At 67.9% G+C, this 11,931-nt stretch carries 12 protein-coding genes and 1 tRNA gene; 6 read left to right on the top strand and 7 right to left on the bottom strand.

The features are described from left to right. Positions 1-112: 112 nt before the first annotated feature. The 3 genes from AC07UK_RS31305 to AC07UK_RS31295 all read right to left on the bottom strand — a co-directional run bounded on the left by AC07UK_RS31305 (position 113) and on the right by AC07UK_RS31295 (position 2,209). Positions 113-526, bottom strand: coding sequence for a hypothetical protein (locus AC07UK_RS31305; RefSeq protein ID WP_436222922.1), 414 nt, complete (start codon positions 524-526; stop codon positions 113-115). Positions 527-795: 269 nt separating this feature from the next. After that, on the bottom strand, positions 796-1,215 hold the full coding sequence (rnk, locus tag AC07UK_RS31300) for a nucleoside diphosphate kinase regulator (RefSeq protein ID WP_010812155.1): 420 nt from the start codon (positions 1,213-1,215) through the stop codon (positions 796-798). 538 nt (positions 1,216-1,753) lie between these two features. Beyond that, positions 1,754-2,209: a Cd(II)/Pb(II)-responsive transcriptional regulator gene (locus AC07UK_RS31295; RefSeq protein WP_013958354.1), complete on the bottom strand. Its 456-nt coding sequence runs from the start codon at positions 2,207-2,209 to the stop codon at positions 1,754-1,756. Between the two features lie 203 nt (positions 2,210-2,412). Here AC07UK_RS31295 and AC07UK_RS31290 point away from each other — a divergent pair, with 203 nt between their 5' ends. Together AC07UK_RS31290 and htpX are read left to right on the top strand one after the other, a co-directional pair. Continuing rightward, positions 2,413-2,766 (top strand): hypothetical protein, encoded by a 354-nt coding sequence (locus AC07UK_RS31290; RefSeq protein WP_494688123.1) that lies wholly within the window; start codon positions 2,413-2,415, stop codon positions 2,764-2,766. Between the two features lie 125 nt (positions 2,767-2,891). After that, on the top strand, positions 2,892-3,770 hold the full coding sequence (gene htpX, locus AC07UK_RS31285) for a protease HtpX (protein WP_013958356.1): 879 nt from the start codon (positions 2,892-2,894) through the stop codon (positions 3,768-3,770). Positions 3,771-3,779: 9 nt separating this feature from the next. Here htpX and arfB read toward each other — a convergent pair whose 3' ends face one another. Further along, on the bottom strand, positions 3,780-4,184 hold the full coding sequence (gene arfB, locus AC07UK_RS31280; RefSeq protein WP_494688124.1) for an alternative ribosome rescue aminoacyl-tRNA hydrolase ArfB: 405 nt from the start codon (positions 4,182-4,184) through the stop codon (positions 3,780-3,782). A 161-nt stretch (positions 4,185-4,345) separates the two neighbouring features. On the opposite strand from arfB, the gene AC07UK_RS31275 reads away from it, so the two are divergent. Further along, a complete protein-coding gene (locus AC07UK_RS31275; RefSeq protein ID WP_436222926.1) occupies positions 4,346-4,921 on the top strand; it encodes a DUF1294 domain-containing protein in 576 nt (191 codons plus the stop codon). Between the two features lie 72 nt (positions 4,922-4,993). Here AC07UK_RS31275 and AC07UK_RS31270 read toward each other — a convergent pair. Beyond that, positions 4,994-5,069 (bottom strand) — tRNA-Arg (locus AC07UK_RS31270). 463 nt (positions 5,070-5,532) lie between these two features. Between AC07UK_RS31270 and AC07UK_RS31265 the strand changes: the two genes are divergently transcribed. Beyond that, on the top strand, positions 5,533-6,426 hold the full coding sequence (locus AC07UK_RS31265) for a c-type cytochrome (protein ID WP_494688125.1): 894 nt from the start codon (positions 5,533-5,535) through the stop codon (positions 6,424-6,426). Between the two features lie 73 nt (positions 6,427-6,499). On the opposite strand, the gene hemN is transcribed toward AC07UK_RS31265, so the two are convergent. Next, positions 6,500-7,978 carry an oxygen-independent coproporphyrinogen III oxidase gene (gene hemN, locus AC07UK_RS31260; protein WP_494688126.1) on the bottom strand — a complete coding sequence of 493 codons (1,479 nt, stop codon included), beginning with the start codon at positions 7,976-7,978 and terminating at the stop codon, positions 6,500-6,502. A 198-nt stretch (positions 7,979-8,176) separates the two neighbouring features. Between hemN and AC07UK_RS31255 the strand changes: the two genes are divergently transcribed. Beyond that, positions 8,177-9,289: an ABC transporter substrate-binding protein gene (locus AC07UK_RS31255; protein WP_494688127.1), complete on the top strand. Its 1,113-nt coding sequence runs from the start codon at positions 8,177-8,179 to the stop codon at positions 9,287-9,289. Between the two features lie 23 nt (positions 9,290-9,312). On the opposite strand, the gene AC07UK_RS31250 is transcribed toward AC07UK_RS31255, so the two are convergent. Then, a complete protein-coding gene (locus AC07UK_RS31250) occupies positions 9,313-11,409 on the bottom strand; it encodes a UvrD-helicase domain-containing protein (protein WP_114131709.1) in 2,097 nt (698 codons plus the stop codon). Positions 11,410-11,690: 281 nt separating this feature from the next. On the opposite strand from AC07UK_RS31250, the gene AC07UK_RS31245 reads away from it, so the two are divergent. Then, positions 11,691-11,918, top strand: coding sequence for a YMGG-like glycine zipper-containing protein (locus AC07UK_RS31245; RefSeq protein WP_436222931.1), 228 nt, complete (start codon positions 11,691-11,693; stop codon positions 11,916-11,918). The last annotated feature ends 13 nt before the right edge of the window (positions 11,919-11,931 follow it).

The following is an 11,931-nucleotide window of genomic DNA, read 5'->3' as shown; positions in this document are numbered from 1 at the left end:
AAACGCCTGCCTGGCGAAGAGAGAAGGAGGAGGAGGTCAGCCGGGCAGGCGGGAGAGAAAACTTGCGGCCACCGCAGTGGCCGCACGAGGTCTTTGGGAAGACCTGCGAGGATCAGACGCGATAGCCGTACAGCGAACCGTCACCCGAGCGGGAGTTGTCGAGCGCACGATCGGCAATATCACCGGTGAAGGTGTGCGTACCTTCGCTGAAGGTATCGAACCTGCCTTGCTTGGAGATCTCACCGCTGAAGCTATGCGAGCCTTCGGTGAAGCTGTCGAATTTGCCGTCGCGGCGCGAGCCTTCCGAGTATGGGTCGAAGCGTCCGGTGCGGGCTCCGTCCGTGTACGTATCGAACTTGCCTTGCTTGGCGCCGTCCGTATACACGTCGTACTTGCCGGCCTTCAGCGCATCGGCATACACATCAAACTTGCCAACCTTGCTGGCAGCGGGGGCAGCCAACGCCACAGCGGACGCGGCGACAGCCGCGAACACGAGCGCGCCGCCAAGGATACGTCTGGCGATCATTTGGGACTCCTTCAACTGATTTCGTCGTTCTTTCTTGTATGGACCGGGATAAGACTCCGGCCGCTCTGCAATCTATGTTGCGATGCGAGCACGGACTGAAGATTAGTCACAGTCCACGCAAGCAGAAATACCGCTGCGACGAATGGTGCGTTGCGAGTCGTGAAACGACTGGCTTGCCGATGAATGGTGTCGATGGATCGCCAGGCACACGCGGCGCCGGACGTGCCTGCGTGGCCCCGGCAGCACGCCTCAGGCGGCCGGGATGCGGCTCAAAGCGTGTACTGGCCGCTGGCTTCCGGCTGGAACGCGATCCCGGCGACACTCACCTGCTGCTCGCGGCCGTCGGGCAGCCGGTAGCTAACGGTCTGCCCTGCGCGCGCGCCCAGCAGCGCCTGGCCCACCGGCGACAGCACCGACAGGCGGCCGGCATCAAAGTCGGCCGCGTCGGGGTACACCAGCGTCCAGTTGCGCGGGGCCTGCTCGCCCGGCAGGTTGCAGACCAGGCGCGTGTTCATGGTGACCACGTCGGTCGGGATTTCTTCGGGCGCGACGATGGTGGCGCGCGCCAGCAGGCTGTCGAGCATGTCCTCAAGTTGCGCCGAGCCGGCGCGGCTGGCGATGCGCTCCAGGCGGGTCACGTCGAGTTCGGTCAGGTACAGGGTGGCGGTATTCGTTTTGGTGGCCGTCATGGCGGGTCCTCCGGCAGTCAGGTGGTTGGCGCGGCCCGGCCAGCATGGCAGGCGGCGGCGGTCAGGTCTGGCAGGTATGGCGTTTGCGCGGCAGCGCGGACATCAACGAATCCGGCGTGGGCCTTGCGGCGGTGGCCGGAAAAACTGAAAACGCTGGCTCGGGCCCGGTTCGGCCCGGGCCCCGCTATGGAGACGAATCAGGCTGGGAACCGGGCGGAATCAGGCGGTGCGCTGATCCGGCGGGGAGAGACCGCGCGCGTGGCGCGCTGAGGCAGGATGTTGGCCGTGGCGATCGCAAACGCGTGCGCGCGGCCGGTCCGCATCAGGCGGACAGGCGCATCGGGCATCGGCGTCAGGCGATCAGTCATGGTCATGCAGAATGTTTGATAAGGGGCAGCGGATGGTTCTCTGAACAGGCGAGCCGCGTAAGTCGTTGCTCACTACATCGCTCACTGGCTGCGCTGCCGCCGGGGCCCGTGCACCGCAGTGGTGCGATCACGGGAATAGCCATCGTAGCACAGCGACGCGCCTGCGCGCCTCACCCGTTGGCAGCATGCCCGGCCTCGTGCGCGCCCGCATGGCATTCACAGGCCGCGCCGGCCGCGGCCTGCTGCAGGTTCTGCAGGATGCCGCACTCACTGGCGGGCTGGTGGTGGTGACAGGTCTCGCGCAGCGCGCGCAACTGCCCCTCAAGCGCCTCCAGCGCCACCCGCTGCGCATGGATCTGCGCGATCTGGCGGTCCAGCAGCGTATTGATGTCGTCGCAGTCCTGCGACGGATTGCGCTCGAACTCACGCAGCCGCCGCACATCCGACAGGCCCATGCCGAGCGAGCGGCAGTGGCGCACGAAATTCAGCTGGACCAGGTGGCCGTCGTCATAGCGGCGATAGCCGTTGGCCTCGCGCCGCGGCGCGTCGAGCAGGCCTTCGCGTTCGTAATAGCGGATGGTCTCGACATCGCAGCCGCTGGTACGGGAGAGTTCGCCGATGCGCATGATCCATGATCCTCGCTTTGTACCCTGTAACGACTACAGGGTTAGCGATAGTGTAGGCCCGTCCGGCAGGTCTTGCCATGGTGCCCGATGCATCACTTATTGAATGGGTGACGCCGGCGTGCGACGGGCCCTGCGGGCGGCGCCTGCGCCATGCCGCATCCTGTAGAATTCCTTCCACCTCTACCGATAAGCCGTCCCCCTTCGTGCGCTCCCTCCGGCTACTCCTGCTGGTCATGATGCTGGCCTTCCTGCCCCTGCCGGGCTGGGCGGCAGCGTTCGCGCACGCCGTGGTGGCCACCGGCGAGATGTCTGCCGCGCCAGCGGCCGGCATCGGCAACGACGACGCTGCCGGAACCGCCGCAACGGGCGAGCCGTCACCCGCTTCCGAAGCCGCCGAGCCGCAGTGGCAGCCCGGCGCCGACCTTGCCGAGCAACTGCTGCCGGCATCTCCATTGCGCCTGGCCGCCTGGGGCGGCCGCGCCGGACCGCCGCGCTATGCCAGCGCCCCGCTGCCCGAACCCGACCTGCCGCGGCTGCCGCGTCCGCCGAGCGCCTGAGTCCCACCGGCGCGGCCTGGCCGTGCCCGCCTGTTCCTGCGTGCCGCGCCTGAGCGTGCGGCGCGCGTCTGCGGCCCGTCCGCATCCTGGCTGTACAGCCCTACACACCACTGCTCCACACACACATGAAACGCGTATTGCTTTTCCTGGCGACCAACCTCGCCGTCATGCTTGTCCTCAGCATCACCGCCAGCGTGCTGGGGGTGAACCGCTTCCTGACCGCCAACGGCCTGAACCTGGGCACGCTGCTGGCATTCGCCGCCCTGATGGGCTTCGGTGGCGCCTTTATCTCGCTGCTGATGTCCAAGACCATCGCCAAGTGGTCGACCGGCGCGCAGGTCATCACCCATCCCAGCACCAGCACCGAGTTGTGGCTGGTGCAGACCGTCGAAAAACTGGCGCAGCGCGCCGGCCTGCCGATGCCGGAAGTCGCCATCTACGATGGCGAACCCAATGCCTTCGCCACCGGCGCGACCAGGAACAGCTCACTGGTAGCGGTGTCCACCGGCCTGCTGCAATCGATGTCCCATGAAGAAGTGGAAGCGGTGCTGGCGCACGAGGTCGCACACGTGGCCAACGGCGACATGGTCACGCTGACGCTGATCCAGGGCGTGGTCAACACGTTTGTGATCTTCCTGGCGCGCGTGGTCGGCTACTTCGTCGATTCGATGCTGCGCAAGAACGATGAGGAATCGAGCGGCCCGGGCATCGGCTACATGGTCACGGTGGTCATCTGCGAAATCGTGTTCGGCATCCTGGCCAGCATCATCGTGGCCTGGTTCTCGCGCCGCCGCGAATTCCGTGCCGATGCGGGCGCGGCCGGCATGATGGGCACGCCCACGCCGATGGTGGCGGCGCTGCGCCGCTTGGGCGGCCTGGAGCCGGATGGCCTGCCGCAGAACATGCAGGCGATGGGCATTGCCGGCGGCAAGTCGTGGATGGCGCTGTTCTCCAGCCACCCGCCGATCGAGCAGCGCATTGCCGCGCTGCAATCGGCGCGCTGATGCCAGACGCTATTCGAACACCCGGCCGCGCAGCGATTTAACCTGGCCGCGCTGGCTCTTGCTGTCCAGCCGGCGCCGGCGCGAGGCCAGCGTCGGCCGCGTGGGCCGGCGCACGCGCGGCGGCGTGGCCACGCTGCGCACCAGTTCGTGCAGCCGCCGCACCGCTTCGTCGCGGTTCTGGTCGAGGCTGCGGAACTGCTGCGCCTTGATCACCACCACGCCGTCGCGCGTGATGCGGTGGTCGTGCAGCGCCAGCAGGCGCTCCTTGTGGTCGGGCGCGAGCGAGGAGGCATACACGTCGTAGCGCAGGTGCACGGCATTGGACACTTTGTTGATGTTCTGGCCGCCCGCGCCCTGCGCCCGGATCGCCGTGATCAGGTATTCGTGATGGGGGATGACTAGGTCGTCGGTCATGGCCGCATCATAGCAAGCGCCTCTGCGCCCGCTGCGCGGCGACGATCGCATGCCGGAACCCGCGCCGGGAAGCGCCCCGGCTCCCGCCGGCACGAACTGACGGTGGCCGGCCGCAGGTCTTCGCCTACACTTGCTGCCTCATACCAACACGCGGCAAAGATATGCGAAAAGCGGGTCGCATCAAATCGTGGCATGCCGAGAAGGGCTTCGGCTTCATCAACGTCCACGCGGACACGAAAGATGTCTTCTTCCACATCACGGCATTGCAAACGCGCGCCGTGACGCCCAAGCCCGGCGACCGAGTCAGCTTCGAACTCTCCAGGGGGAAGGATGGCCGGATACAGGCGCTTGACGTCGCCATCGCCGGCGCGCCCAGGCAGGCCGAAGAGGCAAGCTGGCTGCCAGCGCTGGCCGGCCTCGCGGCCGTGGTGGTCATCACCGCCTGCGCCCTCGGTGGCTATCTGCCCCGGCAGGTCGGCATCGCCAGCCTCCTCGCCAGCATCATCGCGTTCCTGGCCTACGCGGAGGACAAGGCGCGCGCCCGCCGCGACGCATGGCGCATCCCTGAAGCTCATCTGCACCTGCTCGCGCTCTGCGGGGGCTGGCCAGGCGCGCTGGCCGCCCAACATCTGCTTCGGCACAAGAACCGCAAGGCGGCGTTCCAGGCAATTTTCTGGGGAACTGTCGGGCTGAACATCGGCGCGATGGTGCTATGGAAGACCGCCCTGGCTGCATGACGGTCTCGGGCTTCGGCCCGGCACGCGTGTCCGCGACCAGCATCACACCGCACTACATATCGGAAAGAAATTTGGCGCGCCCGGCTGGGATCGAACCAGCAACCCCTGCCTTCGGAGGGCAGTACTCTATCCATTGAGCTACGGGCGCACAGGACGGTTTTGCAACCGGTTTGTGGGTACAGCGGTTGCGGCGGGCGAGTGGCCGCCGCAGGAAAGTCGCATAGGATACCGCTTTTGCCCCGTGCCGTCCATGCGGGCCCGCCAGAGGCTTCAGGGAACGTCTCGCAACCGCCGCTTTTTGGCACTGGCGGGGGGCCTTTGGCGCTATAATCGCCAGCTATTTGCGTCAAATCGTGCCCGCCACACCGCCGATGCAATGAGTCGACCGGGGTCAAGGCCGCGCGGCTTGTTGTCGGCGACAATCAGGCCCGGTCCGGGAGACAGTCCGCAGCGCGCAAATAGCAACAGACCCAAGTCAGGCAAGGGCCGCAGGCAGCACGGGCGGTCCGGATGGGGGCCGGACAGCGGTCAGCGAGTGACCAAGACCGGGCCAGAATAAGCAAGCCGAGCGTAAGCGGCCAGAAGGTTTCCTGCAAAACTGAGAGTTCTGTATGAGCGACGTCCACAACGAACACGACGAACACGAGTCTCCCATCAAAACCCCGAAGCAGCTGATCGCAGTCGTGATCGCGGCTTTCCTGGTGCCGATCATCGTGATCATTCTGCTGGTCAACTTTGTCGGACACGGCTCGACGGAAAGCGCCGGGGCTGCCACCACGGCGGAAGCCGTCAACGACCGCATCAAGCCGGTCGCCTCGCTCGAAATCAAGGATCCCAACGCACCGCGCGTCTTCAAGACGGGCGAGCAGGTCTACAAGGAAATCTGCGCCGCGTGCCACGCCACCGGCGCAGCGGGTGCACCCAAGTACGCCAACGCCGGCGACTGGGCCGCGCGCATCGGCCAGGGCTTTGACGGCCTGATGAAGTCGGTGATGAACGGCAAGGGCGCGATGGCCCCGCGCGCCGGCACCACGCCGGACGACTACGCCGACTATGAACTGGCCCGTGCCGTGGTTTACATGGCCGACGCCGGCGGCGCCAAGTTCCCGGAGCCGGCTGCCCCGGCTGCCGCCGCGCCGGCGACCGCCGCAGCCCCTGAAGCTGCCGCCGCTCCGGCCGCCGCTGCCGCGCCTGCACCGGCAGCGCCCACTGCTGCGGCCCCGGCAGCTGCTGCCGCCGCACCCGCTGCTGCGCCGGCCGCTTCGGCCGACGTGGGCAAGAAGGTCTACGAGCAGGTCTGCGCCGCCTGCCACGCCGCCGGCGTAGCCGGTGCGCCCAAGTTCGGCGACAAGGCCGCCTGGGCGCCGCGCCTGAAGGAAGGCATGGACGCGGTCCACAACTTTGCGCTCAAGGGCAAGGGCGTGATGCCGCCCAAGGGTGGCTACGCCGGCCCGGACGCGGACGTGATCGCCGCCTCGGACTATATGGCCAGCGCCGCCAAGTAAGTCCGTCCGCTGCAAACGAAAAGCCCGCGCAATGTGCGCGGGCTTTTTTTCGTCCGTACCGCCTGCGCGGCCGCTACACCACGCGCGAGTACCGCGGCACGAAGCGCACCGGCTGCGCGCCATCGTTGGCGGCGGCGGCCCGGGCACCAGCGTCCGCGGGCCGCGCGGCATCCTCGCGCAGGTAACGGTCGAACACCATCGCCACGCGCCGCACCAGCAGCCGGCCCAGTGGCGTCACGGTGATGCGTTCCGGCGCGCATTGCACCAGCCCGTCCGCGCCCAGTGCGGCGAGGTCGGCCAGCTCGGGCGCAAAGGCCGTGCTGAAGCGGATGCCGTGGCGCGCTTCCAGCGCCGGGATATCGAGCACCCCATTGCACATCAGGTCACCGATGATCTCGCGCCGCAGGTGGTCGTCGGCGTTCATCGCCACGCCGCGCGCCAGCGGCAGGCGGCCGTGGTCGAGCGCGCCGTAGTACTCGTCCAGCGTGCGCGCATTCTGCACGTAGCGCCCCGCGATCGCACCGATCGCGGAAATGCCGAGTCCGATCTGGTCGTAGCCGGCGTGCGTGGAGTAGCCCTGGAAGTTGCGTTGCAGCCGCCCTTCGCGCTGGGCCACGGCGAGGTCGTCGTCGGGCAGCGCGAAATGGTCCATGCCGATATAGACGTAGCCTTCGGCGCTCAGCCGCTCGATGGTGGAGACCAGGATGTCGAGCTTCTCGCCCGCGGGCGGCAAGGCGTTTTCGTCGATGCGGCGTTGCGGCTTGAACACATGCGGCAGGTGCGCGTAGCTATAGACCGAGAGCCGGTCGGGACGCAGCGCCAGCACCTGCTCGATGGTGCGGCCAAAGCGCGCCGCGGTCTGGTGCGGCAGGCCGTAGATCAGGTCCAGGCTGACCGAGCGGAAACCCAGCGTGCGCGCGGCATCCACCACGGCGCGGGTCTCTTCGAAGGGCTGGATGCGATGGATGGCCTGCTGGACCTCGGGATCGAAATCCTGCACGCCCAGGCTGACGCGGTTGAAGCCCAGTTCGGCCAGCAGCGCCATGCGGGCGTGGTCGACGCGGCGCGGATCGATCTCGATCGAATGCTCGCCCTCGGCCGCCAGCTCGAAATGCTCATGCAGCAGCGCCATCACGCGGCGCATCTCGCCGGGGTCGAGGAAGGTCGGCGTGCCCCCGCCCCAGTGCGACTGCAGCACCTGGCGGCGCGGCCCGAGCCGGTCTGCCACCAGCGCCATCTCGCGGCCCAGGTAGTTGACGTAGCGGGCGCTGCGGCCATGGTCGCGCGTGATGATCTTGTTGCAGCCGCAGTAGTAGCAGATGTTCTCGCAGAACGGGATATGCAGATACAGCGACAGCGGCGCCGGCGCGTCGGCCCGGCAGGCGGCCAGTGCGTCGTGGTACAGCGACAGGTCGGGGCCGTTGCGGAAGCGGTCGGCCGTCGGGTACGAGGTATAGCGCGGGCCGTTGCCGTCGATGCGGCCGGCCAGCGCGCGGAAGTCGGACAGCGCGCGGCGGTCGGGCGCAGGGGAAGTCATGGCAGACGGAGTCATGGGGGCGCGGGGGTATGGGTGTGTGATAGCCCATCGTAGGGCCGCACCGCCGCTGGCGCGTTGACCGCCGTCAAGCGCGGGCATTGGACCTGCGGGCGGCGGGCGTCACATTGGTGTCATGTGTGGCGGATACGCTGCGCGCCACCGCCGGCCCGCGCGTCACCTGCCCCTGCAATGCCAACTCCCGACCAGACTCCGATGTTTTCGCCGTACCCACCGCTGCGCAGCCACCTGGCAGCACCGGCCCGGCAACGGCGCCGCCTGCTTGCCGCCGCCGGCGCGGCACTGGCCCTGCCCGCCTGGCCAGTGCTGGCGCAGACGCAGGCGCGCCGCACGGTCGTGGTCGGCCACCTGCTCGACCGCGGCGGCGCGCAAGCCGACCTTGCGCGCGACTACCTGGCCGGGGCCAAGGTCATGTTTGACGCCGTCAACGCCGGCAACGGCCCGGTGCGCATCGCGCACGTGGTCCGCGACGCCGATCCCGACCCGCGCCGCGCGTTGGCGCAGGCGGTGTCGCTGGCCGATACCGACCTCGCCGAGCTGCTGTTCGGCCCCGGCGACCGGCTGTTGCCGGCGCTGGCCGCATCGGCCGAGCTGGGCCGGCGCGGCGTGCAGATCGTGGCGCCGCTATCGGGCCTTGGGCTGACGGCCGACAACGTCTGGTTCACCCGCGCCGACTACCAGGCCGAACTGGACGCGGCGGTACGTCAGCTGCGCAGCTATGGCCTGACCAGCATCGCGCTGGCCCTGGCGCCGGACTTCGCTGCCCCGTCGCTGGCCCGGCTTGAGGCGCAGACCGGGACGCGCGCAGTGCCGCTCGACGCCAATCCCGAGGCCGCCGCCCGGCGCATCGCCGCGACCCGCCCGGGCGCGGTGATCGTGGCGGGCGATACCCTTGCCTACGCCGGGCTCGGCCGCGCGCTGGCGGTGCAGGGCTGGTACGGTTTCCTGGTCGGGCTGTCGTCGGTCAGCGCCACCGCCGCGCGCGAGATCCTGGGCGCTGGCTACAGCGGGGGCATGGTGCTGACCCAGGTCGCGCCCGGGCCGCAACAGGCCACGCTGCGGGTGGTGAAGGAACACGTGGCGCGCATGAAGCAATACCTGGATGAGCCGCCGTCGCCGGCCACGCTGGCCGGCTATATCGGCGCGGCGTGGCTGGCGCGCGCGCTGGCCGGCCCGCGCGGCAGCGGCGCGGCCGAGATGCGGCGGGCGCTGCAGGGGCGCGTGGACGTGGGCGATTTTCCGCTCGACTTCACGCACGGGCAGCGCGGCTCGCAGTACGTCACGCTGGCGGCGTCAGCCGCGCGGTAAGGACAGGCGCGTGCGCAGGCCGCTCAGCCCGGGGCCGTCTTGCCGCCGGTTCCCAGCAGCGCCTTGAGCGCGCCGAGCCGGTCCTTGGGGCTCATCGCCGGGGTTTCATCGACCGGCGCAGGCGCTTCCTCCAGCTTCATCTCGCCGATAAAGCGCGAAGGCTGGCACGAGTAGGTCTCTCGCGCGCGCTTGCGCTTCTTGCACCAGCTGACATGCAGGCTGCGCTGGGCGCGGGTGATGCCGACATACATCAGCCGCCGCTCTTCCTCGATCTTCTCGTCGCTCATGTCCTCGTCTTCGCGGCAGTGCGGCAGGATGCCCTCTTCCACGCCGACCAGGAACACGTGCGGATATTCCAGCCCCTTGGACGCGTGCAGCGTGGACAGCCGCACTGCGTCGGGGTCTTCCTCGCGGCCTTCCAGCATGCTCATCAGCGCCACGGTCTGGGTCAGCTCGAGCAGGTTCTTGCCTTCGCTGCCGAAGCCGTCGGCATTGTCGAAGCCGGTGGCTTCCTCGCCCTCGGCGCCTTCTGGCTTGGTGCCCTTGCGCTTGAGCCAGTCCAGGAATTCCAGCGTGTTGGTCCAGCGCGACTGCGCCTGCCGTTCGTCGAAGCTGTCGTACAGGTAGGCCTCGTAGTGGATGCCTTCCATCAGATCGTCCAGCACCACGGTGGCCGGATCCTTGGCCGCGCGGTCGGCCAGCCGCACCATCGATTCGCAGAATACGCGCAGGGGCTCCAACTGGCGCGGCTGCAGCTTGCCTTCGATGCCGCCCATCATCGCGGCCTCGAACAGCGACACCTTGGCCTGGCCAGCAAAGGTGCCCAGCGCTTCCAGCGTGGTGTTGCCCACGCCGCGCCGCGGCGTGGTGATGGCGCGGATAAAGGCGGGATCGTCGTCGGGGTTGGCAATCAGGCGCAGGTAGGCGCAGATGTCCTTGATCTCGGCCTTGTCGAAGAAGCTCTGGCCGCCCGACAGCACATAGGGAATCCGTTCGCGCCGCAGGATCTGCTCAAACAGCCGCGCCTGGTGGTTGCCGCGATACAGGATGGCGTAGTCGCGGAACTGCGCGCGGCGCTCGAACTTGTGCGCGGACAGGCGGAACACCACCGACTCGGCCTCGTGCTCCTCGTCGTTCATCGGGTGGATGGCGATGGGGTCGCCCATGCCGTGCTCGCTCCACAGCTTCTTGTCGAACAGCTTGGGATTGTTGGCGATGACGGCGTTGGCCGCTTCCAGGATGCGCACGGTGGAGCGGTAGTTCTGCTCCAGCTTGATCACCTTCAGGTCCGGGAAATCGGTCTGCAGCCCGCGCAGGTTGTCCAGCGTGGCGCCGCGCCAGCCATAGATTGCCTGATCGTCGTCGCCCACTGCGGTAAAGGCCGGCGCGCGCAGGTGCGAGCCGCCCGCCAGCAGTTTCAGCAACTGGTACTGGCAGGCGTTGGTGTCCTGGTATTCGTCGACCAGGAAGTAGCGCAGGCGGTTCTGCCACTTCAGTTGCACGGCTTCATTGCGCGCGAACAGCTCGGCCGGCAGGCGGATCAGGTCGTCGAAATCCACCGCCTGGTAGGCGTGCAGCGTGGCCACGTAGTTGCGGTAGACCAGCGCGGCCTGGTGCTCGTCGGCATTGGCGGCCTGCGCGATCGCTGCCTCCGGGTCGACCATGCCGTTCTTCCACAGCGAGATCGTGCCCTGCACGCCGCGGATCAGCTTCTTGTCGGTGGTGCCGAGCTGCTCCTGGATCAGGCCGAAGCAGTCGTCCGAATCCATGATCGAGAACTGCGGCTTCAGGCCCACGTGCTCGGCCTCCATGCGCAGGATTTGCACCCCGAGCGAGTGGAAGGTACAGACCGTCAGCTGCTTGAGCGGGATGCGCTTGCCCTCGCGCGTGGTCTTGCCCTCCATCAGCTTGCCGATGCGCTCCTGCATCTCCTTGGCCGCCTTGTTGGTAAAGGTGACGGCGGCGATATGGCGCGGCTCGAAACCCTTGTCCTCGATCAGATGCGCGATCTTCTGCGTGATCACCCGGGTCTTGCCGGAGCCCGCTCCGGCCAGCACCAGGCAAGGGCCGTCCAGGTAGCGGACGGCTTCAGATTGGGCGGGGTTCAGGCCATGGGTCATGCGAGGGATGCGGTTGGAGGCGGGGAAATCAGCAGGAACAGCGGAAGGCCAGGCGGGACACGCCGGCACCCCAAAAACGGGCTCGGCGGCAAAGCTGACGATGTTAACACGCTGGCCGCGGCAGGTCAGTCAGCGCAAACCGCGTTGACAGGGCCAGTTGTGTCACTGGCGTAACACTTCGTAAAGGCCGGAGCCAATCGCGCAACGCAACGCTCTAACTGTATGTCCCCCGGCCTGCACGGCGGGGTTGACATGCTTGAATCATCACATCGGAGCCAATAATGAAAACCCTGCAGACTTTGACCAAGGTGACCCTGATCGGCGTGACCGTCGCGGCCTTTGCCGGTTGCGCGGACATGACCCCGAAGCAGCGTAATACCGCCATTGGCGCGGGCGCGGGTGCCGTGGGCGGCGCCATCCTCACCGAAGGCAGTGCGCTGGGTACGCTGGGTGGCGCGGCCGTGGGCGGCGTGATCGGTAACGTTGTCACCGACGACAAGAAGAAGTAAGCCAGCCCGCAGC

This window comes from Cupriavidus sp. GW821-FHT07C08 (genome assembly GCF_059419025.1).
Note: the sequence above shows the minus strand (reverse complement) of the source record. Positions and strands in the feature narration are given on the sequence as shown.

Excerpts from the sequence above, each read along its gene's own strand:
- AC07UK_RS31305 (WP_436222922.1), bottom strand. The coding sequence starts at position 526 with ATGATCGCCAGACGTATCCTTGGCGGCGCGCTCGTGTTCGCGGCTGTC.
- rnk (WP_010812155.1), bottom strand. The coding sequence starts at position 1,215 with ATGACGGCCACCAAAACGAATACCGCCACCCTGTACCTGACCGAACTC.
- AC07UK_RS31295 (WP_013958354.1), bottom strand. The coding sequence starts at position 2,209 with ATGCGCATCGGCGAACTCTCCCGTACCAGCGGCTGCGATGTCGAGACC.
- htpX (WP_013958356.1), top strand. The coding sequence starts at position 2,892 with ATGAAACGCGTATTGCTTTTCCTGGCGACCAACCTCGCCGTCATGCTT.
- arfB (WP_494688124.1), bottom strand. The coding sequence starts at position 4,184 with ATGACCGACGACCTAGTCATCCCCCATCACGAATACCTGATCACGGCG.
- AC07UK_RS31275 (WP_436222926.1), top strand. The coding sequence starts at position 4,346 with ATGCGAAAAGCGGGTCGCATCAAATCGTGGCATGCCGAGAAGGGCTTC.
- AC07UK_RS31265 (WP_494688125.1), top strand. The coding sequence starts at position 5,533 with ATGAGCGACGTCCACAACGAACACGACGAACACGAGTCTCCCATCAAA.
- hemN (WP_494688126.1), bottom strand. The coding sequence starts at position 7,978 with ATGACTCCGTCTGCCATGACTTCCCCTGCGCCCGACCGCCGCGCGCTG.
- AC07UK_RS31255 (WP_494688127.1), top strand. The coding sequence starts at position 8,177 with ATGTTTTCGCCGTACCCACCGCTGCGCAGCCACCTGGCAGCACCGGCC.
- AC07UK_RS31250 (WP_114131709.1), bottom strand. The coding sequence starts at position 11,409 with ATGACCCATGGCCTGAACCCCGCCCAATCTGAAGCCGTCCGCTACCTG.
- AC07UK_RS31245 (WP_436222931.1), top strand. The coding sequence starts at position 11,691 with ATGAAAACCCTGCAGACTTTGACCAAGGTGACCCTGATCGGCGTGACC.